Here is a 21,704-nt window from a genome sequence, read left to right as displayed (position 1 = left end):
GGTGGCACGAGCCAGCACGCACCCCACGAGCCGGGACGTCGCCCAGGCCGCCGGAGTCTCCCAGGCCGCGGTGTCACTGGTACTCGGCGAGAAATGGCGCGGACGGGTCTCGGAGGCGACGGCGGAACGGGTACGGGAGGCCGCGCGGGAGCTGGGCTACCGACCGAACCTGGCCGCCCGCAATCTGCGCCTCGGCCGCACCCGGACCGTGCTCCTCGTGGTGCCGGCCCTGACCACGGAGTTCTTCGCCGGCGTCTACACGGGCGCCGCCCGCCTCGCCGCGGAACACGGCTTCGGCGTGGTGCTCTACCCCTCCCCCGAAGGCATCGGCCCGGCCCGGGACCCCTTCGGCTCGGCGCAGGCCGCCCTGGACGGCGTGATCGCCTCCTCGATGGCCGCGGACGCGCTCACGGCCATCCGGGGCGACCAGCTGCCGCTGGTGATGCTGGACAGCGACCCGGAGGGCAGCCTGGGCGCGGCGACCGTGAACCTGGACATCGCGGACGGCGTGCGTCAGGTGGCGGAACATCTGCTCGCCCTGGGGCACCGCCGCTTCCTGCATCTGGCGGCGGACATCCCGTCCTGGACGTTCGAGGTGCGCGCCCGGGAACTCGCCGCGCGCGTGGGCACGATCCCGGGCACCGAGGTACGCACGACCCGCGCGCCCATCTCCATCGAGGGCGCCGTCGCCGCCGCGGAGGCCGCGCTCGCGGCCCCCGGCCCCCGGCCCACCGCGCTGGTCTGCGACGACGACAAGCTGGCGGCCGGCGCCTACAAGGCGGCCCGGCGCCTCGGGCTGCGCGTCCCCGACGACATCTCCGTCACCGGTCTCGACGACCTGGCCCTCGCCACGGCCATCGACCCGGAGCTGACCACCGTCCGCCTCGACGCGGAGCGCTTCGGCGAGCGGGGCATGGCGGCCCTCCTGGCCGTCCTGGAGGGCCGCACCCCCGAGGAGGGCGACATCCCCGTGCAACTCGTCATACGGGGCTCCACGGCGCCGCCACGCACGTCCTGAACGCCCGACGCCCCGGCCGGAAACCCGGCCGGGGCGTCGAAGGGCGAAATAAGCCGCTACTTCTCGTCGTCGGAGCCCTCGTCCTCGGCACTCCCGGCCTCGCCCGCGGTGCTCGCTCCGGCCGCCTCCAGCAGACGAGAGAGCTCACGGCCCACGATCCGCTTGAACTTGCGCTGCTGCGGGCGCGTACGGTCCAGGACCGCGACCTCCAGGCGCTCGGCGGGGATCTCCCGCTCGCTGCCGTTCGTGTCGCGGGACAGGGACTGGACGGCCAGCTTGAGCGCCTCGGCGAGCGTCATACCGTCCTGGTGGCGCTGATCCAGGTAGGTGCTGATCTGCTCGGCGTTGCCGCCGACCGCGACCGAGCCGTGCTCGTCCACGATCGAGCCGTCGTGCGGCAGCCGGTAGATCTGGTCACCCTCCGGGGTCTCCCCCACCTCGGCGACCACCAGCTCCACCTCGTACGGCTTCTCGGCCGCGCTGGAGAAGATCGTGCCCAGCGTCTGGGCGTAGACGTTGGCGAGACCGCGAGCGGTCACGTCGTCCCGGTCGTAGGTGTAACCGCGCAGATCGGCGTAGCGGACGCCGCCGATCCGGAGGTTCTCGTACTCGTTGTACTTGCCGGCGGCCGCGAAGCCGATCCGGTCGTAGATCTCGCTGAACTTGTGCAGCGCGCGGGACGGGTTCTCGCCGACGAACACGATGCCGTCGGCGAACTGCAGCACGACAAGGCTGCGACCACGGGCGATGCCCTTGCGGGCGTACTCCGCCCGGTCGGCCATGGCCTGCTGGGGGGAGACATAGAACGGCGTCGACACCGGTTATCCGTCCCTTTCTTTCCGCAATTCCGTCGAATTCACTGGGTCACCTGACAGGAGAAGCGGCTCAGAGCAGCGCGGCCCGCGGGCCGTCGGGCTGCTCCAGGCGCCGCTCCAGGATCGCGCGGGCGATCTCGGAGGACTCCTCGTCGGTGAGCCGGCGGAATCCGTCTTCGGTGATCACGGTGACGATCGGGTAGATCCGGCGGGCGACATCGGGACCGCCTGTCGCCGAGTCGTCGTCGGCCGCGTCGTACAGGGCCTGGATGACGAGCGTCGTGGCCTGCTGCTCGGTCAGGTCGTCGCGGTAGAGCTTCTTCATGGCACCGCGCGCGAAGATCGAGCCGGAGCCGGTGGAGGCGTAGCCGTGCTCCTCGGAGCGGCCGCCGGTGACGTCGTAGGAGAAGATGCGGCCCTTTTCGCGGTCCACGTCGTAGCCCGCGAAGAGGGGTACCACGGCCAGGCCCTGCATGGCCATGGCGAGGTTGGAACGGATCATCGTGGAGAGGCGGTTCGCCTTGCCCTCCAGGGAGAGCGTGGCACCCTCGACCTTCTCGAAGTGCTCCAGCTCCAGCTGGAACAGCTTCACCATCTCGACGGCCAGACCCGCCGTACCGGCGATGCCCACCGCCGAGTACTCGTCGGCCGGGAAGACCTTCTCGATGTCGCGCTGTGCGATGACATTGCCCATGGTGGCCCGCCGGTCACCGGCGAGGACCACCCCGCCCGGGAACGTGGTGGCGACGATGGTCGTGCCGTGCGGGGCCTCGATCACGCCCTGGGTGGGCGGCAGCTGCCGGTTGCCCGGGAGGATCTCCGGCTGGTGCTCGGACAGGAAGTCCATGAAGGACGACGACCCAGGTGTCAGGAAGGCAGCCGGTAGACGCCCGGTGCTACGAGTGTTGGCTTCCACGGGGTTCCTTCCAGGTAGGCGGCAGCCCGACGAACAGCGTCGGGATCGTCTCCCAACTTGCCGATGGCCGAATTGCAGTTGAAGCACAGTACGCCACGGACACTACCCGTCCTGTGGCAGTGATCCACATGAGCTGCCGGGGCTTTCAGGCAGATCACACAGATCCCCATCTGGGACGCGACCATCTCGTCCCGCTCGGCTTCCGTGAGGCCGTAGTGGCGCTTGAGGTGGCCCGCACGCCCCTCGACGGCTCGGCACGCCTTGCAGCGTGTCGACAGCCCGTCCGAAGCCGTGGCGTTACGGTGCCACGCGCTCCACGGCTTGACCTCGCCGCACTTCAGGCAAAGCTTGTGCCCTTCGGGCACCTCGACCTTGGGACGGACCTTCTTGCCCAGGCTTTCCTGACGCGCTCGGTGATAGTCCGATGCGCACTCTCGGCAATGTCGCTGCAGGCCGTCGAGGTTCGACCGCCTGCGAGCGAAGGCTGCGCGCGGCCGGCACTCGCCACACCGCACACAGCGCTTCACGCCCTCTTCGTTTACCAACCCCGACGCCCCCATCGGCCTTCAATTCGAAGGCTACTCGCCGCCTTTCTGAACGAATGATCGAACGAAATCCTCGGCGTTCTCTTCCAAGACATCATCGATTTCGTCCAGAACCGAGTCGACATCGTCGCTCAGCTTCTCCTGGCGCTCCTTGAGGTCCTCGGAAGCCTGCGCGTCCTGCGCCTGCTCCTCGACCTCCTCGGTGTTGCGCGTCGCCTTCTGCTGTCCGCCGCCGGTGTCCTTGGTCGCCATCTACCTCACCCCGCTCGGTTCGACGTTCTTGATCAGACCCTACTGGCCGGGTCCGACATCGGCCCTGCAGTTGCTGCAACGTCCGGGAGCCACCTCGATGATTCCCGGACGCCACCGTTTCCACCCCGTCGGGACGAATCGCCCCGACGGCCCGCTCAGGCGCCTGACAGGACCCTGACCAGGTCCTCCGCCGTACGACAGCGGTCGAGGAGCTCCTTGACGTGATTACGCGTTCCGCGAAGCGGCTCCAGGGTTGGAACGCGTTGCAGTGAGTCCCGCCCTGGCAGGTCGAAGATCACCGAGTCCCAGGAGGCCGCCGCCACGTCGTCCGCGTACTGCTCCAGGCAGCGTCCGCGGAAGTACGCGCGCGTGTCCTCAGGGGGCTTGGTGCGGGCCCGCTCGACGTCGTTCTCGTCCAGCAGGCGCTTCATCCGGCCGCGGGCCGCCAGACGGTTGTAGAGGCCCTTCTCGGCGCGTACGTCGGCGTACTGGAGGTCGACCAGGTGCAGCCGGGCCGCGTCCCAGTCGAGGTCGTCCCGGCGCCGGTAGCCCTCCATGAGCTCCCGCTTGGCGACCCAGTCCAGCTCCCCGGCGAGGCTCATCGGGTCGTTCTCCAGGCGGTTCAGGGTGTCCTCCCAGCGGACCAGGACGTCCTTGGTCTGCTCGTCCGCGTCGGCCCCGAACCGTTCCTCCACGTATTTGCGCGACAGCTCGAAGTACTCCATCTGCAGCTGCACGGCGGTCAGCGTGCGCCCGCTACGAAGCGTGACGAGCCGCTTCAGCGTGGGGTCGTGCGAGACCTGGTGCAGGGTGCGTACGGGCTGGTCGACCGCCAGATCGACGGCGATGAAGCCGTCCTCGATCATGGACAGCACCAGGGCCGTCGTGCCCAGCTTGAGATACGTCGAGATCTCCGACAGGTTCGCGTCGCCGATGATCACGTGCAGCCTGCGGTACTTCTCGGCGTCCGCGTGCGGCTCGTCCCGGGTGTTGATGATGGGGCGCTTCAGGGTGGTCTCCAGGCCCACCTCGACCTCGAAGTAGTCGGCGCGCTGACTGAGCTGGAAGCCGTGCTCGTGCCCGTCCTGACCGATGCCGACGCGGCCCGCTCCGGTGACGACCTGACGGGAGACGAAGAACGGCGTGAGGTGGCGCACGATGTCCGAGAAGGGGGTCTCCCGCTTCATCAGGTAGTTCTCGTGCGTGCCGTAGGAGGCGCCCTTGTTGTCGGTGTTGTTCTTGTAGAGGTGGATCGGCTGGGCGCCGGGGAGCTGGGCCGCGCGCTCCGCGGCCTCCGCCATGATGCGCTCGCCGGCCTTGTCCCACAGGACGGCGTCCCGCGGGTTGGTGACCTCCGGGGCGCTGTACTCGGGGTGCGCGTGGTCCACGTACAGCCGTGCCCCATTGGTGAGGATGACATTGGCCAGGCCGATGTCCTCGTCGGTGAGCTGGCTGGAGTCGGCGGCCTCGCGGGCGAGGTCGAAGCCTCGCGCGTCCCGCAGCGGGTTCTCCTCCTCGAAGTCCCACCGGGCGCGGCGCGCCCGGTGCATCGCCGCCGCGTATGCGTTGACGATCTGGGATGAGGTGAGCATGGCATTGGCGTTGGGGTGGCCAGGGACGGAGATCCCGTACTCCGTCTCAATGCCCATTACTCGCCGTACGGTCATGCGGCCCTCCTTGCCCGGCGGCGCCCTCGGTCGGGGACGCTGCTCAAGTACCGCTGGCGCTCCGGTGCGTGTGCGGTGCCCGTCCCCGCACTGCGCGACTCGGCGGTACGAAAGAGCCTAGAACGCCTTTGCGCTGGTGGGGAGATCATTTGCGTCATTGCCTTGCTCCAACCGTGGCCTGAAAAACAGTCGGCTGCGGGTACCCGGTGTGGGCACCCGCAGCCGCCCTGTCCTTCTACAGGTACTGACCGGTGTTGGCCACTGTGTCGATGGAGCGCCCTGTGTCCGCGCCCTGCTTTCCGGTGATGAGGGTACGGATGTATACGATCCGTTCGCCCTTCTTTCCGGAGATTCGGGCCCAGTCGTCCGGGTTCGTGGTGTTTGGCAGGTCCTCGTTCTCCTTGAACTCGTCCACGCACGCTTGGAGGAGGTGGGAGACCCTCAGGCCCTTCTGGCTGTGCTCGAGGAAGTCCTTGATCGCCATCTTCTTGGCGCGCCCGACGATGTTTTCGATCATGGCGCCGGAGTTGAAGTCCTTGAAGTAGAGGACTTCCTTGTCTCCGTTGGCGTAGGTGACCTCCAGGAAGCGGTTCTCCTCGGATTCGGCGTACATCTGTTCCACGGCGGTCTGGATCATGCCGTGGACGGTGGCCGACCGGTCCCCGCCGTGCTCTCCCACGTCCTCGGTGTGCAGGGGGAGACGCTCGGTGAGGTACTTGCCGAAGATGTCCTTCGCCGCCTCGGCGTCCGGCCGCTCGATCTTGATCTTCACATCGAGACGTCCGGGGCGCAGGATGGCGGGGTCGATCATGTCCTCTCGGTTGGAGGCGCCGATCACGACCACGTTCTGCAGGCCTTCCACACCGTCGATCTCGGCGAGGAGCTGCGGGACGATGGTGTTCTCCACGTCCGAGCTGACGCCCGAGCCGCGGGTGCGGAAGAGGGACTCCATCTCGTCGAAGAAGACGATGACCGGTGTGCCCTCGCTGGCCTTCTCACGAGCACGCTGGAAGACGAGGCGGATCTGCCGCTCGGTCTCGCCGACGTACTTGTTCAGGAGCTCGGGGCCCTTGATGTTGAGGAAGAAGCTCTTGCCCGTGGCCTGTCCGGTGACCTCGGCGACCTTCTTGGCCAGCGAGTTGGCGACGGCCTTGGCGATGAGCGTCTTTCCGCATCCTGGAGGCCCGTACAGCAGGACACCCTTGGGTGGCCGCAGTTCGTGCTCCTTGAAGAGGTCGGGGTAGAGGTAGGGGAGCTCGACCGCGTCGCGGATCATCTCGATCTGGTTGCCCAGACCGCCGATCTGCTCGTAGCCGATGTCCGGGACCTCTTCGAGGACGAGTTCCTCGACCTCGCTCTTCGGTACGACTTCGTAGACGTAGCCGGAGCGGGGTTCGAGCAGCAGGGCGTCGCCGGGGCGGATGGTGACGTCCAGCAGCGGCTCGGCGAGCCGTACCACCCGTTCCTCGTCGGTGTGCCCCACCACGAGGGCGCGCTCGCCGTCCTCGAGGATCTCCTTGAGGGTGACGATGTCGCCGACGCTCTCGTACTCCATGGCCTCGACCACGTTGAGGGCTTCGTTGAGCATCAGTTCCTGGCCGCGCCTGAGCTCTTCGAGCTCCACGCTGGGGCTGACGTTCACCCGGAGTTTGCGGCCCCCGGTGAAGATGTCCGCCGTGCCGTCCTCGTTCGCCGTGAGGAAGACACCGAAGCCGGCCGGTGGCTGTGCGAGCCGGTCGACCTCTTCCTTGAGGGCCACGATCTGGTCGCGGGCCTCACGGAGCGTGTTGGCGAGCCGCTCGTTCTGTGCGGACACGCCGGCCAGATTGGTCTGCAGCTCGACGATCCGCTCTTCGAGAATCCTCGTGTGTCGCGGAGAGTCGGCGAGCTTGCGTCGCAGGACGGCGATCTCCTGCTCAAGGTAGGCAATCTGCCCGGCGGGGTCGTCGGACCCTCTTCCCGGGCGGATGCCGCGGTTCATGTCGTCGTCGTGGGCTGCCACGGTCCTCACCTCCTCCAAGGGGAGCTGGACGCTTCCAGACCCTACCTGGGTGGGTGTCGATTGAAACCCCTAGATCACAAAGACTGTCGAGGTGTGTCCGATCTTCACCCTTGCGCTCTCCCTCACGCCAGGGGAATACCCACCCAACATGATTGGGAAGCGGACGGAGGTAGGGTCGAAGTGTTCAACACCCGTCAGAGCTGGCCCGACTTGCTGACGAATCGGGTCGCTCGACGCAGGAAACGGCAGGAGAAATGACCGTGCAGCAGGAGGCCGCAGTCGACGGTGAGGCGCTGGAGGTCTGGATCGACCAGGATCTCTGTACGGGCGACGGCATCTGTGTCCAGTACGCCCCCGAGGTCTTTGAGCTGGACATCGACGGCCTGGCCTACGTCAAGAGCGCGGACGACGAGCTGTTGCAGGCCAAGGGCGCCACAACGCCCGTACCCCTGACGCTTCTGCGGGATGTCGCCGACTCCGCGAAGGAGTGTCCTGGCGACTGCATCCACGTGCGTCGGGTTTCGGACAGCGTCGAGGTCTACGGGCCGGACGCGGAGTGAACAAGAAGTGACCTGACGGCCACTCCTCGTCACTTTCCTGTCTGGTTTCTCACACCCGTCGGGCCGGGCGGGGTGTTTCTCACACGCTCTGTGCTGCGGACGGTGTCGAGCGGACGAACGCTCCGCCCTTCCACTGCCACTTGGCGCGGTCCTTCACGTCGGGGCAGCAACTCGGCACGTCGGACGACGAGTAGCCGAGGAACGTGGCGGTGACCGCTCCGTCGCGCACCGCGAAGTCGGTGACGGTCAGCCGGTCCTTCGGGTCCACGAGTGTGGCCACCACGCGGGGCTTCTTGGCGTCCGCGGCCCGGGTGAGGACGTAGACGCCGTCGGGCGGGGTGCCCATGCTCGCGTCGCAGCGGACCACGGCCACGGTCTCCGGCTGTCCGTCGCCGTCGAGGTCCCCGGAGGCCTTCTTCTGGACGAGGAGCTTCGTGGGGCCGCAGTCGAGCGGGAAGTCGGCCTTCGCGGGATCGGGGGGCGCTGTCGCGACCTTGGCCGCCTTCGTTCCGGGGCCGGGCTGGGCCGCTGTCGCGGAGCCGGGCTGCAGTACGGAGGAGAGCGCGACGACCCCGGCGAGGGCGGTGGCCGTGGCGACCCAGTGGATGGGGCGGGTGGTGGTGTGTGCCAGTTCCGGGACGGCGGATTGCTGCACGAGAGAAGCGTCTCCTGTGGGCTGTGCCGGTGGGGTGTCCCGCATGGTGCCACACGTCACAGTGCGGGGGAACGGCGGGGTCGAAGGTTCTGGTGCCGCGTCAACCAAAAGGAGCCGTGGCCGAGTTCCCGGACGCTTGTCGGGAACTCGGCCACGGCACTTGTACGTTGAACGCGGCACGGGGCCGCCTCAGCGGCCGGCGCCTCCGTCGGCGTTGGGGCCGGTGTAGTCCTCGCCGTAGGCGCCCTTGGCGGGGCGGCGGCGGCGCATGGGCGGCTCGACGCCGTCGGCGAGGCGGCGGGCGGTGAGCAGGAAGCCGGTGTGGCCGATCATCCGGTGGTCGGGGCGGACGGCGAGGCCCTCGACGTGCCAGTTGCGGATCATCGACTCCCAGGAGGTCGGCTCGTTGAAGCAGCCGATCTCACGGATGGACTCGACGGTCCGGGCGAGCTGGGTGGTGGTGGCGACGTAGCAGCACAGGATGCCGCCGGGGACGAGCGCCTTGGAGACGGCCTCCAGGCACTCCCAGGGGGCGAGCATGTCGAGGATGACGCGGTCGACGTCCGTGTCGCTCAGGTTGTCCTGGAGGTCACCGACGGTGAGCTGCCAGGCGGGGTGCGGGCCGCCGAAGTAGCGCTCCACGTTCTGCTGGGCGATCTCGGCGAAGTCCTCGCGGCGCTCGTACGAGTGCAGCATGCCCTGGTCGCCGATGGCGCGCAGCAGGAAGCTGCTGAGCGATCCGGAGCCCACGCCCGCCTCCACGACGCGCGCGCCGGGGAAGATGTCGGCGAAGGCGAGGATCTGCCCCGCGTCCTTGGGGTAGACCACGGCGGCGCCGCGGGGCATGGACAGGACGTAGTCGGGGAGCAGGGGGCGCAGCGCGAGATAGGCGACGTTCCCCGTGGTGCGGACAACGCTGCCCTCGGGGGAGCCGATCAGCTCGTCGTGCGGGAAGGAACCCTTGTGGGTGTGGAAGTTCTTCCCCGCTTCGAGCGTGAACGTGTAGTGGCGGCCCTTGGGGTCGGTCAGCTGAACCTGGTCCCCGACCTTGAAGGGCCCGCGCCTGCGGGCGGCACCGGTCGGTTCGGACATGTGACCAGCCTACCGGTCGTTCGAGGGGCCGCCGACCATCTCAGTTCGGCCTGGCCATGGCCTTCACGAAGGCGCGTTCCACGTCCGCGGCGGACAGGACGCCGTAGATCTCGCCGGACTCCTCCACCACCAGGTATTCGGTGGCGGGGGTCGCGCGCAGGACGTCGAGGAGGTCCTCGCCGGCGAGCTCGGCGGAGATGCGCATGCCGTCGGTGAGGTCCTGGGCGAGGCCGCTGACGTCGACCCAGGGGCGGCGGTGTTCCGGTACGCCGACGATGGCGGCCTCGCGTACGAGCGAGAGGGGTTCGCCGTCGGCGTCGACCACGACCAGGGCGCGGGCGCCGGCGTCGTTGGCGCGGCGCAGGGCTTCGGAGAGCGGGGTGTCGGTCTCCACGGGGACCGCGCGGCGGGTGAGGTTGCGGGCGCGCAGCTCGGGGAGGTGTTCGCGCAGACGGGCCATGCGGAGGCTGTTGCCGGCGCCGGTCCAGATGATCGCGGCGAGGATGGCGGCGAGCAGGGCGTCCGTGACGGTGTCCATGCCGCCGACGTCCTCGGCGTTCGAGCCGAGTGCGCCGGTCTGGGTGAGCAGGGGGAGGCCGATCAGGACGGCGACGGCGAGGGCGCGGCCGACCCAGGCGGCGGCGATGGTGCCGCTCATGGGCTTGCCGGTGATCTTCCAGACGACGGCGCGGAGCATGCGGCCGCCGTCGAGGGGCAGGCCGGGCAGCAGGTTGAACGCGGCGACGATGAGGTTGGAGATCATCAGGCCCGCGATCAGGACGCCGGGGACGGTGCCCCGGTCCACGGTCTGCATGGCGAGGTAGAAGATCCCCGCGAGGATCAGGGAGAGCAGGGGGCCGACGAAGGCCAGCACGAACTCGCGGCCGGGGGTTTCGGTCTCCTTCTCGATCTCGGAGACTCCGCCGAAGAACTGGAGCTGGATCCGGCGCACGGGCAGCTTGAAGCGCAGGGCGGCGACGGTGTGGGCGAGTTCGTGGATGAGGACGGAGGCGTAGAAGGCGACCGCGAAGAAGAGGGAGACGAGGTAGCGGGCGGCGCCGAGTTCGGGCAGTACGCGATCCAGCTGGCCGCCGAACACCCAGGTGATGAGGGCGGCGACGAGGAACCAGCTGGGGGCGACGTACACGGGGACGCCGAAGGGGCGGCCCATGAGCAGTCCGCCGCCGGGCTCTTTGGGTCGCCGGGGCGGGCGGCCCTTGCCGGTGCCGCTGCCGCTGCCCGTGCCCGTGTCGGAGTGGGCGAGGGTGCGGGGGGCTGTGGCGTGTTCGTCGGCCGGGTGGGGGGCTTCGTCGGCTCGGGGGGCGGCGGGTGCCTGGTCTGCTTCGGGGGTGCCGGGGTGGTGGGGGTGCGGCTCCGCGGGGGTTGCCGGACCGGTGGGTGCCTGGGTCCGCTTTCTCGTCGGACGGTGTGCCCTGTCCGGTGTTCGCCGGGTCGGTCTCGGGCGACCGGCTGCTCGGACGACGGCTGCCTCGGATGCCGACGGCCCGTCGGAGGCGGGGGTGGCCGGTTCGCCGGGCGGTGTTTGCGGGGGCGTCGGCGGGGTCTGGTTCTCGTGGGGCTCCGGGTCGGGGTGTGGGGTGTCGGTGGCCGGGGCCGACGGCCCTGGGTGGCGGTCGGTCGCCCGGTCGTTGCCGGAGCGCGGCTGCCCGCTCCCGCCGCTCTCGTCCACGATGTCCCCTCGATCGAAGCGTCTCCCTGTCCCGATCATGCAGGGCGGGAGGGTCTCTGGTCGATGGTATGCGGCCGTTGCGGCGCGTTCCGCCCCGGCACCCCCTCTGTTTTCCGCGCCGTCGCGTGCGGCGCGGAAAGGAGAGCGGCGCCGTCGTGTGCGGCGCCCGGACAGCGGCGGGCCCGCGGGAGGGCGGCGGGGCCCGCGGCTGGGTCACTGTCAGTGGTGGGCCGTATGGTCTGTGGTCATGGAAACGAGCACCGAGGGCACAGCACCGGACCCTGCGGGCGACGGCGCGCCGGCCGCGCCAGCGCCGCCGTCCCCGGCGGTCGGGCCCCCCGCGTCGGCCCCGGCGGCCGCGTGGCTCGGGCCGGGCCCGGCGGGGGCGTCCAGCGGAGCGGGCGCGCCGCCGGCGTCGGCCGAGGCCGCCTCGTCGGCGGCTCCGGCGGCCTCCGAGGGCACGGCCGCCGTGACCGTCGCCGTGCCGCCCCGCTCGTTGTCTCCCTCGCGTGCCAGTGACTTCATGCAGTGCCCTTTGCTCTACCGGTTCCGGGTGATCGACAAGTTGCCCGAGAAGCCCAGTGAGGCGGCGACGCGGGGGACGCTCGTGCACGCGGTGCTCGAGCGGCTCTTCGACGCGCCCGCCGCCGAGCGGACCGCGCCGCGTGCCAGGTCCCTCGTCCCCGGCCAGTGGGACCGGCTGCGCGAGAGCAGGCCCGAGGTCGTCGAGCTGTTCGCCGACGATCCGGAGGGTGAGCGGCTGGCGCGCTGGCTGGGTGAGGCGGAGCAGCTCGTGGAGCGGTGGTTCTCCCTGGAGGACCCGACGCGGCTCGAGCCCGCCGAGCGCGAGCTGTTCGTCGAGGCCGAGCTGGATTCCGGGCTCAGGCTGCGCGGGATCATCGACCGCGTCGACGTCGCGCCGAGCGGCGAGGTGCGGATCGTCGACTACAAGACCGGCAAGGCCCCGCGGCCGGAGTACGCCGAAGGCGCGTTGTTCCAGATGAAGTTCTACGCCCTCGTGGTGTGGCGGCTGAAGAACGTGGTGCCGCGGCGGCTTCAGCTCGTCTATCTCGGCAGCGGCGACGTCCTGACGTACGACCCGGTCGTCGCCGACCTGGAGCGCGTCGAGCGCAAACTGCACGCGCTGTGGGACGCGATCCAGTTGGCCACGGAGACGGGCAACTGGCGGCCGCGGCCCACCAAGCTGTGCGGCTGGTGCGACCACCAGGCCGTGTGCCCGGAGTTCGGCGGTACTCCGCCGCCGTATCCGCTCCAGATCGGGCCGCCCGAGTCCGGCGGCAGGGAGCAGGGCAGAATGGGGCCGGACTAGCTGAAGGAGACTCACCGTGGCCATCCGCGTCCTACTGGTCGACGACCAGCCGCTGCTGCGTACCGGCTTCCGGATGATTCTGGAGGCGGAGCAGGACCTCGCGGTCGTCGGCGAGGCCGGAGACGGACTCCAGGCGCTCGACCAGGTGCGTGCGCTGCAGCCCGATGTGGTTCTGATGGACATCCGTATGCCCCGGATGGACGGAGTGGAAGCGACCCGGCAGATCACCGGTCCCGGGCGGGACGGCCCGGCCAAGGTGCTCGTGCTGACCACCTTCGACCTCGACGAGTACGTGGTGGAGGCGCTGCGGGCCGGGGCCAGCGGGTTTCTGCTCAAGGACGCCCCGGCCAATGAGCTGGTGCAGGCGATCCGGGTGGTCGCGGCCGGCGAGGCGATGCTCGCGCCGAGCATCACGCGCCGGCTCCTCGACAAGTACGCCGGGCACCTCCCGTCCGGTGACGAGCCCGTCCCGGACACGCTGCACACACTGACCGAACGCGAGGTCGAGGTGCTGAAGCTGGTGGCCCGCGGGCTGTCCAACGCGGAGATCGCCGCCGACCTGTTCGTCAGCGAGACCACGGTCAAGACGCACGTCGGTCACGTCCTCACCAAGCTGGGGCTGCGCGACCGGGTGCAGGCCGCGGTGTACGCGTACGAGAGCGGGTTGGTGCGCCCCGGCGCGCAGTAGCCGGGTCCCCCGCGCCCGTACGGGGTGTACGTCGAGGGCGCCCCCTTCCGCGAGAAGGGGGCGCCCTCGGTGTAGGTACGACCGCGGGATCAGCCCTTGCTGATCTCCCAGAACCGGAACACCGTCGACGCGTCGAGGCAGTACTCGAGGCCGTAGACGTTGTCCCGGACGACCGCGTACTGCTTGGCCTGCCAGACCGGGATGACGGGGAGGTCCTCGGCGACGATGTCCTGGAGCCTGCCGTACTCCGCGTCGGTGGAGGCGCGGTCGCTCTGGGCGGCGGTCTTCGGGATGAGCTGACCGGTGATCGTGCTGTTGGAGTAGTTGTTGCTCAGCACATTGCCCTTGCCGAAGAACGGCGCGGTGAAGTTGTCGGGGTCCGGGTAGTCGGGCACCCAGCCCTTCACGTACACGCCGTACTTGCCCTGGGCGATGTCCTTCTCGTACTGGCTGTAGGCGACGGACTTCACGGTCGCGTCGAACAGCCCGCTGGCGTTGAGCTGTCCGGCGATGGTCCGGAACTCCTCGTCGGTGGCCGGGCCGTAGCGCGACGGCGTGGACCAGAGGGTCAGCTTCACCTTGCCGGTGATGCCCTCGGCCAGCAGCGCGGCCGCCGCCTTCGCCTTCGAGGGGCGGGCGCCGTAGGTGTCGAAGAAGGACGTGTCGTGGCCGGCGATCCCGGCCGGGATGATCGAGTAGAGCGGCGTCGCCGTGTTGTCGTAGACCTTGTTGACGAGGGCGTCGCGGTCGAGGAGGTAGGCGATGGCCTTGCGGACTCCGAGCTTGCCCGCCACCGGGTCGTCCATGTTGAAGACCATGTGCTGGACTTCGGCGCTGGTGCCCTCGACGACGTTGATGCCCTTGCCGGTGGACGTGTCGTTGTCGATGTCGGCGACGTCGGCGGCGGCCAGGCCCCGGTAGGCGGCGTCGATCTCGTTGTTCAGCAGCGCGTTCTTCAGGGCGGTCTGGTTGCCGTGGAAGAACGTGAGGGTCACGCCGGAGTTGTTCACCTTGGCGGTGCCCTTGTAGCTGTCGTTGACGGAGAAGACGGCCTTGTCGTCGTCGAAGGAGTCCAGCTTGTAGGGACCGGAGCCGACCGCGCCGCCGTCCTTGCGCAGTCCCGTCGCGGAGTAGGAGTTGTGGTCCACGATCGAGCCGGCGCCGGAGGCTATCTTGCTGGGGAAGGTGGCGTCGGGGGTCTTGAGGCGGAAGGTGACGGTCTTCGCGTCGGGCGTCTCGACCCTGTCCAGCATGGGGAACATGATCGCGGGGCCGGAGGCGTCGTTGATCTTCAGCATGCGGTCGAAGGAGAACTTGACGTCCTTCGAGGTGAGCGCGTCACCGTTGCTGAACTTCAGTCCGTCCCTCAGGGTGCACGAGTAGACCTTCGTCTCCGTGTCCGTGAACTTGCACTCCCTGGCGGCCTCGGGCTCGGGTTCCGTACCGCCCTTGGGGAAGCTCAGCAGCGACTGGAAGACGTTGTTGAACAGCAGCCAGGACCCCGGGTCGTAGCCGGAGGCGGGGTCGGTCGCCAGGACGTCGTCGGACATCCCCATCACGACCTCGGAGCCGGTGCCTCCGGAGTCGCCCGTGTCCGACCCGCATCCGGTGAGCAGGCCGGCGGCCAGCCCCGTCGCGACAGACAGGACCGGCCACTGGTTGCGCATGTTCACTACAGGTGCCTTCTCGTCAGGTCTCGAGAGCCCCGGGCTCCACGAGGCCCGGGGTCGGTACCCCTTGAGTCTAGGCAGTGCCGCGTCAGTCGCTCACACCGCGTCCGAGCTCCCAGAGCTGAAGCGTGGACGAGGAGTTGAGCGCCCACTCGGCGCCGGTGATGTCGTCCTGGGCGGCGATGTACTGCTTGCCCTGCCACAGCGGCAGCACCGGTACGTCGTTGGCAACGATGTCCTGGATGTCAGTGATGGACTTCGACGCGGTCAGACGGTCGGCCTCACGACGGGACTGCGGGATCAGGTTGCCGATGATCTCGCTGTTCGCGTAGGGCGAGCCGAGGAAGTTGTCCTTGTCGAGGAACGGCGCGATGTAGTTGTCGGCGTCGGGGAAGTCGGGGAACCAGCCCATTCCGTAGACGTCGTACTTGCCCTTCTGCTCGGCCGGGCGGAAGGTCGACCAGGGCTCGCCCTTGATGCGGACGTCGAACAGACCGCTGTTGTTCAGCTGCTGCTGCAGCTGCTGGAACTCGGTCTTGGTGGCCGAGCCGTAGTGGTCGGTCGTGTAGTGCAGCGTCAGCTTCACCGGGGTGGTGATGCTCGCCCTGGCGAGCAGCGACTTGGCCTTGGCGACGCTCGCGTCCCCGTACTTGTTGAAGAACGAGTTGGAGTGTCCGGTGATGGTGGCCGGGACCAGCGAGAAGAGGGGCTCGGCCGTGGAGCCGTACACCTTGGAGACCAGCTCGCCGCGGTTGACGAGCTGGGCCACCGCCTGGCGGACCGCCTTGGTCTTGACGGTCGTGGCGTCGGTGTTGAAGGCCAGGTAGCGGATCTCCAGGCCGGGCATCTCGACGAGGTTGACGTCGCCCTTCGAGTCGGTGGAGAGCTTCTGGATCTGGTCCGGCGTCATCGTGCGGGTCATCAGGTCGATGTCGCCCTTGCTGAGGGCGGCGCCCATCGCCGAGGCGTCCTCGAACGACCTCATCTCGACCTCGTCGTTCTTCACCTTCAGCGCACCCTTGTAGTTGGGGTTCTTGGTGAAGACGGCCTTGACCAGCTCGTTGTCCTTCTCCTCGGCCTCCATCGTGTAAGGCCCGGAGCCGTCGATCTTGAAGCCGTCGCGCAGCTTGTCCTTCTCGTAGTCGTCAGGGTTGACGATGCCGGCGACCGGGGTCGACAGCTTGAACGGGAAGGTGGCGTCCGCGGTCTTGAGGTGGAAGATCACCTCACGGTCGCCCTGCGTCTCGACGGTGTCGACGGTCGACAGCAGGGCGAACACACCGCTGTCGGCCTTGATCGAGCGGGCGCGGTCGATGGAGAACTTCACATCGGCCGCCGTGACGGCCTTGCCGCTGGAGAACTTCAGGTCCTTGCGCAGCTTGCAGGCGTAGCGCTCGTTGCCGGTGTCGGTGAAGCCGCAGCTCTCGGCGGCCTCGGGCTCCGGCTCGCCGTCGCCGCGGGGCTGGACCATCAGGGTCTGCACCGTCTGGCGCAGGATGTTCCAGGTGCCCACGTCGTACGCGTACGCCGGGTCGACGGGCGCGGGGGCGTCGCTGGAGGCGGTGAACCGGTCAGTGGTGCCGACGACGACCGAACCGCCGCCACTGCTCCCGCTGTCGGATCCGCCGCAGGCGGCGAGCACCGGGGCGAGCAGGCCGACGACCGCCGGCAGCACCAAAGTCTTGCGGTTCATGCTCGATTTTCTCCAGAGCTGTCGAGTCCGTGTACCCGGCATGCAGGGGTGGCGCGGCGGATCACGGGGGGTTGTGGCGATGTTCTCGCGACGAGATTAGTCCGCACCAGCACGACGGCTCGCAGCAACCGGAGTTGAGTTCCCATCACGCAGTGAGACCGGCTGCGGACGCACGGGAAACCCGCTGCGGGAAGGATTAGTACAGTGTTCCACTAATTGGGACACAAGGGCACGTCACCGCCCCCCGAAAAGGGGAGAGCTGCACATGTCGCCCCCGCTGTCGACCCCCTGGTGAGTGGCGAACGTCACACTCGCAACTCGGTGGGGGGGTACCGGAATTCGGCCATCCGGCGACCTTGAATTACTCCCTGCGACGTCTTGGAAATTCCCCGTATTCGGCTCCGTACGCTCGGTGAACGCTTAGCGCATTTCCGTCATCAAGCCGCGGAGAAATGGCAGGTCGACCTCTTCGAGAGAGGTCACGACAGTGCGCCGGGCGGCGGGTGCGATGGGGGCCACCGACGGGACGGCGACCACCCGGCAGCCGGCGGCCTCCGCGGCCGCGACACCGGTCGCCGTGTCCTCGATGACCGCGCATCTCGCCGGCTCGGCGCCGAGTCCGGAGGCCGCCAGCAGATACGGGTCGGGGAACGGCTTGGTGCGCGCCACCTCGTCGCCCGCCACGGTCAGCGCGAAGTGCTGGGAGCCGAGGGAGGTCAGGACCCGGTCGATGATGCGCCGGTGCGAGGCGGAGACCAGGGCGGTGGGGATCTCGTGCGCCGCGAGTTCGGCCAGCAGCCGTGCGGCGCCCGGCATCAGCGGCAGCGTACGGCCGATACGTGCCTCGAACCCGTCGTTGAGCAGCACCGTGAGTTCGGCGAGGGTGATGTCGGCACCGGTGGCCTCGATGAGGAAGCCCGCGCTGCGCGCCATGGGGCCGCCGACCACGACATGGCGCCAGGACTCGTCGAGCGGGTGCCCGAGGGCGGCGAAGACCTCGGCCTCGACGTCCCACCAGAAGCCCTCGGTGTCCACCAGGGTGCCGTCCATGTCGAGGAGCACGGCCTGCAGAGCGGAGCCTTCGGCCGAACGGGTACCGAGCGCGGGGACCGTACTGGTCATCCGGGCGCACCTCCTTGAGGGACGATCAGGCCGGCTGCCCTTTTTTGGCAAAAGGGCAACCGGCCTGCAGTGGACCGACCAGTGTACGACTTATCCGATCAGCATGCTCAGCATGCGTGGACGTACGTCCCGGCGCGCGTCACCGAGCCTCGCGGCGCGCGGCGCCACACGGCTTGTCGCAGCCCGGCACCTCGCCGCCCGGCTCGTCGCGCGTTTCATCGCGCGTTGAAGTACTTCGCCTCCGGGTGGTGGATCACGATCGCGTCCGTGGACTGCTCCGGGTGCAGCTGGAACTCCTCGGACAGGTGTACGCCGATGCGCTCCGGCTCGAGCAGAGCGGCGATCTTGGCGCGGTCCTCCAGGTTGGGGCAGGCGCCGTAGCCGAGGGAGAAGCGGGCGCCCCGGTACTGGAGGGCGAACATGTCCTCCATCCGGTCCGGGTCCTCGCCGGCGAAGCCCAGCTCGGAACGGACCCGGGCGTGCCAGTACTCGGCCAGCGCCTCCGCCAACTGCACGGACAGGCCGTGCAGTTCGAGGTAGTCGCGGTAGGAGTTCGCCTCGAAGAGCTTGGCGGTCTCCGTGCCGATCCGCGAGCCGACGGTGACGACCTGGAGCCCGACGACATCCCTCTCGCCGGACTCCTCCGGGCGGAAGAAGTCGGCCAGGCACAGCCTGCGGCCGCGGCGCTGGCGCGGGAACGTGAAGCGGGTGCGCTCGTTGCCCTGCTCGTCCAGGATGATCAGGTCGTCGTCCTTGGACACACACGGGAAGTAGCCGTAGACGACGGCCGCTTCGAGCAGGTTCTCGGTCTGGAGCTTGTCGAGCAGTCCGCGCAGCCGGGGCCGGCCCTCGCTCTCCACCAGTTCCTCGTAGGTCGGCCCGTCGCCCGTGCGCGCCTGCTTGAGGCCCCACTGGCCCTTGAACAGGGCGCCCTCGTCCAGCCAGGAGGCGTACTCCTTGAGCTGGATGCCCTTGATGACGCGGGTGCCCCGGAACGGCGGCGCGGGGACGGGGTTGTCGGTGGCGACGTCGGAGCGGACCGCGCCCTCCTCCGGCCGCTCCTCGACCTCGACCGCGGCCGCGCGCACCCGGCGCTGCTTCAGCTCGGGCAGCGCCGCACCGGGCACGCCCCGCTTCACGCCGATCAGCGCGTCCATCAGGCGCAGGCCCTCGAACGCGTCCCGGGCGTAGCGGACTTCGCCCTGGTAGATCTCGTGCAGGTCCTGCTCGACATACGCGCGGGTCAGCGCCGCGCCGCCGAGGATGACCGGGTAGTCGGCCGACAGCCCGCGCTGGTTCAGCTCCTCCAGGTTCTCCTTCATGATCACCGTGGACTTGACCAGCAGCCCGGACATGCCGATGACGTCGGCCCGGTGCTCCTCGGCGGCGTCCAGGATCGCGGAGACCGGCTGCTTGATGCCGAGGTTGACGACGTTGTAGCCGTTGTTGGACAGGATGATGTCGACGAGGTTCTTGCCGATGTCGTGCACGTCGCCGCGGACGGTGGCGAGGACGATGGTGCCCTTGCCCTCGGCGTCCGACTTCTCCATGTGCGGTTCCAGGTGGGCCACCGCCGTCTTCATGACCTCGGCGGACTGGAGGACGAACGGCAGCTGCATCTGGCCGGACCCGAACAGTTCGCCGACGACCTTCATGCCGTCGAGGAGTGTCTCGTTGACGATGTCGAGGGCCGGCCGGTCCTGGAGTGCCGCGTCGAGGTCGGCCTCCAGGCCGTTCTTCTCACCGTCGATGATGCGCCGCTTGAGCCGCTCGTCCAGGGGCAGGGCGGCCAGTTCCTCGGCCTTGCCCGCCTTGAGGGACTTGGTGGTGGCTCCCTCGAACAGCGCCATCAGCTTCTGGAGCGGGTCGTACCCCTCGGAGCGCCGGTCGTAGATCAGGTCGAGCGCGGTGGTGACCTGCTCCTCGTCGAAGCGCGCGATCGGCAGGATCTTGCTCGCGTGCACGATCGCCGAGTCCAGGCCCGCCTTCACGCACTCGTCGAGGAAGACCGAGTTGAGCAGGATGCGGGCCGCCGGGTTGAGGCCGAAGGAGATGTTCGACAGGCCCAGCGTGGTCTGGACGTCCGGGCGGCGGCGCTTCAGCTCGCGGATCGCCTCGATCGTGGCGATGCCGTCCCCCCGGGACTCCTCCTGACCGGTGCAGATGGTGAAGGTCAGACAGTCCATGAGGATGTCCGACTCGTGGATGCCCCAGTTCGTCGTCAGGTCCTCGATGAGCCGCTCGGCGATGGCGACCTTGGTCTCGACGGTGCGGGCCTGGCCCTCCTCGTCGATGGTCAGCGCGATCAGCGCGGCGCCGTGTTCCTGGGCGAGCCGGGTGACCTTCGCGAACCGCGACTCGGGGCCGTCCCCGTCCTCGTAGTTGACGGAGTTGATGACGGCCCGGCCGCCGAGCTTCTCCAGTCCGGCGCGCAGGACGTCGACCTCGGTGGAGTCCAGCACGATCGGCAGCGTGGAGGCGGTGGCGAAGCGGCCGGCCAGTTCCTCCATGTCGGCGACGCCGTCGCGGCCCACGTAGTCGACGCACAGGTCGAGCATGTGCGCGCCCTCGCGGATCTGGTCGCGGGCCATCTCCACGCAGTCGTCCCAGCGGGCGTCCAGCATGGCCTCGCGGAACTTCTTGGAGCCGTTGGCGTTGGTGCGCTCACCGATCGCCATGTACGCGGTGTCCTGGCGGAACGGGACGGTCTGGTAGAGGGAGGCGGCGCCCGGCTCGGGCTGGGGGCGCCGCTCGGTGGGCTCGACCCCCCGCACCCGCTCCACGAGCTGGCGCAGGTGTTCGGGTGTCGTACCGCAGCAGCCGCCGACCAGGGACAGGCCGTAGTCGCGTACGAAGTTCTCCTGGGCGTCGGCCAGTCCCTCGGGGCCGAGCGGGAAGTGCGCGCCGTCCTTGGTCAGCACCGGCAGACCGGCGTTCGGCATGCAGAGCAGCGGGATGCGGGAGTGGCGGGTGAGATAGCGCAGGTGCTCGCTCATCTCCGCGGGGCCGGTCGAGCAGTTCAGGCCGATCATGTCGATGCCGAGCGGCTCGAGCGCCGTGAGCGCGGCGCCGATCTCGGAGCCCAGCAGCATGGTGCCGGTCGTCTCGAACGCCATCGAGACCAGCAGGGGCAGGTCCACGCCGGTCGCGTCCATCGCCCGCCGGGCGCCCAGCACGGAGGTCTTCGTCTGGAGCAGGTCCTGCGTGGTCTCCACGATCAGGGCGTCCGCGCCGCCCGCGATCAGGCCCTCGGCGTTCGCCTGGAAGCCGTCGCGCAGGGTGCCGTATCCCACATGGCCGAGCGTCGGCAGCTTCGTACCGGGGCCGATCGAGCCGAGGACCCAGCGCTGGCGGCCGTCGCCGGTGCCGAACTCGTCGGCCACCTCGCGGGCCAGCCGGGCCCCGGCCTCGGACAGCTCGAAGACACGGTCGGCGATGTCGTACTCGGCGAGCGCCGAGTGGTTGGCTCCGAAGGTGTTGGTCTCCACACAGTCGACGCCCACCGCGAAGTAGGCCTCGTGGACGGAGCGCACGATGTCGGGGCGGGTCAGGTTCAGGATCTCGTTGCAGCCCTCGAGATTCTCGAAGTCCTCGAGCGTCGGGTCCTGTGCCTGGAGCATCGTGCCCATCGCGCCGTCGGCCACCACCACACGGGTGGCGAGGGCTTCGCGTAGGGCGTCGGTTCGGCTCCGGCTCGCGGCGGAGGCGGACGAAGGGGACGGATTCGGCAACGAGGCCATGGAAGATGCTCCCTGGAGTGCGACGGCTGTCGGCTTTGCGCTTCCCATGGAAGGCGCACCCGGCCAGGGTAGCCCGGGGCAGGGCCGTACGGTCAGGGGCGTCCACGGGCCGGACGGGTGTGCCGTATGTGTGCCATGTGGGGGTTCAGGCGAAACAGCCGGCGCCGAGCCATTGGCGAGAGGTCGACAGCGGACGGTAGTGTTCGACATTGCCGAACGGGGCGGTATACGAACGCCGACCGACGGCCG

Annotated in this window: 17 protein-coding genes; 4 read left to right on the top strand and 13 right to left on the bottom strand. The window is 69.1% G+C overall.

Annotation, left to right across the window (positions count from 1 at the left end):
* Position 1: 1 nt before the first annotated feature.
* The gene (locus SAVERM_RS34335) at positions 2 to 1,018 is read left to right on the top strand and encodes a LacI family DNA-binding transcriptional regulator (protein ID WP_010988083.1); all 1,017 of its coding nucleotides are present in this window, start codon (positions 2 to 4) and stop codon (positions 1,016 to 1,018) included.
* Between the two features lie 56 nt (positions 1,019 to 1,074).
* Here SAVERM_RS34335 and prcA read toward each other — a convergent pair whose 3' ends face one another.
* From prcA to arc, 6 genes are all read right to left on the bottom strand, one after another.
* Entirely contained in the window at positions 1,075 to 1,836 is a 762-nt protein-coding gene (prcA, locus tag SAVERM_RS34330) for a proteasome subunit alpha (RefSeq protein ID WP_010988082.1), read from the bottom strand.
* 67 nt (positions 1,837 to 1,903) lie between these two features.
* Positions 1,904 to 2,749 (bottom strand): proteasome subunit beta, encoded by an 846-nt coding sequence (prcB, locus tag SAVERM_RS34325; protein WP_010988081.1) that lies wholly within the window; start codon positions 2,747 to 2,749, stop codon positions 1,904 to 1,906.
* Positions 2,701 to 3,309: an endonuclease VII domain-containing protein gene (locus SAVERM_RS40655; RefSeq protein WP_010988080.1), complete on the bottom strand. Its 609-nt coding sequence runs from the start codon at positions 3,307 to 3,309 to the stop codon at positions 2,701 to 2,703. The genes prcB and SAVERM_RS40655 overlap by 49 nt, the downstream gene beginning before the upstream one ends.
* A gap of 18 nt (positions 3,310 to 3,327) precedes the next feature.
* Positions 3,328 to 3,546: a ubiquitin-like protein Pup gene (locus SAVERM_RS34320; protein WP_010988079.1), complete on the bottom strand. Its 219-nt coding sequence runs from the start codon at positions 3,544 to 3,546 to the stop codon at positions 3,328 to 3,330.
* Positions 3,547 to 3,701: 155 nt separating this feature from the next.
* Complete coding sequence (dop, locus tag SAVERM_RS34315; protein ID WP_010988078.1) at positions 3,702 to 5,213, bottom strand: depupylase/deamidase Dop; 1,512 nt, start codon at positions 5,211 to 5,213, stop codon at positions 3,702 to 3,704.
* A gap of 235 nt (positions 5,214 to 5,448) precedes the next feature.
* The gene (gene arc, locus SAVERM_RS34310) at positions 5,449 to 7,215 is read right to left on the bottom strand and encodes a proteasome ATPase (protein WP_010988077.1); all 1,767 of its coding nucleotides are present in this window, start codon (positions 7,213 to 7,215) and stop codon (positions 5,449 to 5,451) included.
* 254 nt (positions 7,216 to 7,469) lie between these two features.
* On the opposite strand from arc, the gene SAVERM_RS34305 reads away from it, so the two are divergent.
* Entirely contained in the window at positions 7,470 to 7,775 is a 306-nt protein-coding gene (locus SAVERM_RS34305; protein ID WP_010988076.1) for a ferredoxin, read from the top strand.
* A 79-nt stretch (positions 7,776 to 7,854) separates the two neighbouring features.
* Here SAVERM_RS34305 and SAVERM_RS34300 read toward each other — a convergent pair whose 3' ends face one another.
* From SAVERM_RS34300 to SAVERM_RS34290, 3 genes are all read right to left on the bottom strand, one after another.
* On the bottom strand, positions 7,855 to 8,430 hold the full coding sequence (locus SAVERM_RS34300) for a hypothetical protein (RefSeq protein ID WP_010988075.1): 576 nt from the start codon (positions 8,428 to 8,430) through the stop codon (positions 7,855 to 7,857).
* Between the two features lie 189 nt (positions 8,431 to 8,619).
* Complete coding sequence (locus tag SAVERM_RS34295; RefSeq protein ID WP_010988074.1) at positions 8,620 to 9,522, bottom strand: tRNA (adenine-N1)-methyltransferase; 903 nt, start codon at positions 9,520 to 9,522, stop codon at positions 8,620 to 8,622.
* Positions 9,523 to 9,562: 40 nt separating this feature from the next.
* Positions 9,563 to 11,212 (bottom strand): site-2 protease family protein, encoded by a 1,650-nt coding sequence (locus SAVERM_RS34290; protein WP_079121374.1) that lies wholly within the window; start codon positions 11,210 to 11,212, stop codon positions 9,563 to 9,565.
* A gap of 247 nt (positions 11,213 to 11,459) precedes the next feature.
* Between SAVERM_RS34290 and SAVERM_RS34280 the strand changes: the two genes are divergently transcribed.
* Entirely contained in the window at positions 11,460 to 12,542 is a 1,083-nt protein-coding gene (locus SAVERM_RS34280; protein WP_078234565.1) for a RecB family exonuclease, read from the top strand.
* 16 nt (positions 12,543 to 12,558) lie between these two features.
* The gene (locus SAVERM_RS34275) at positions 12,559 to 13,230 is read left to right on the top strand and encodes a response regulator (protein ID WP_010988071.1); all 672 of its coding nucleotides are present in this window, start codon (positions 12,559 to 12,561) and stop codon (positions 13,228 to 13,230) included.
* A gap of 89 nt (positions 13,231 to 13,319) precedes the next feature.
* Here SAVERM_RS34275 and SAVERM_RS34270 read toward each other — a convergent pair whose 3' ends face one another.
* From SAVERM_RS34270 to metH, 4 genes are all read right to left on the bottom strand, one after another.
* Positions 13,320 to 14,903, bottom strand: a complete 1,584-nt coding sequence (locus SAVERM_RS34270; protein WP_010988070.1) for an ABC transporter substrate-binding protein — start codon at positions 14,901 to 14,903, stop codon at positions 13,320 to 13,322.
* An 85-nt stretch (positions 14,904 to 14,988) separates the two neighbouring features.
* The gene (locus tag SAVERM_RS34265) at positions 14,989 to 16,593 is read right to left on the bottom strand and encodes an ABC transporter substrate-binding protein (RefSeq protein WP_010988069.1); all 1,605 of its coding nucleotides are present in this window, start codon (positions 16,591 to 16,593) and stop codon (positions 14,989 to 14,991) included.
* Between the two features lie 420 nt (positions 16,594 to 17,013).
* Entirely contained in the window at positions 17,014 to 17,715 is a 702-nt protein-coding gene (locus SAVERM_RS34260; protein WP_037646449.1) for an HAD family hydrolase, read from the bottom strand.
* Positions 17,716 to 17,930: 215 nt separating this feature from the next.
* The gene (gene metH, locus SAVERM_RS34255) at positions 17,931 to 21,455 is read right to left on the bottom strand and encodes a methionine synthase (RefSeq protein ID WP_037646447.1); all 3,525 of its coding nucleotides are present in this window, start codon (positions 21,453 to 21,455) and stop codon (positions 17,931 to 17,933) included.
* Between the last annotated feature and the right edge of the window lie 249 nt (positions 21,456 to 21,704).

The sequence above is a fragment of the Streptomyces avermitilis MA-4680 = NBRC 14893 genome (assembly GCF_000009765.2).
In the GTDB taxonomy this organism is placed as follows: Bacteria; Actinomycetota; Actinomycetes; order Streptomycetales; family Streptomycetaceae; genus Streptomyces; species Streptomyces avermitilis.
This window is presented reverse-complemented; position numbering and strand designations above follow the sequence as displayed.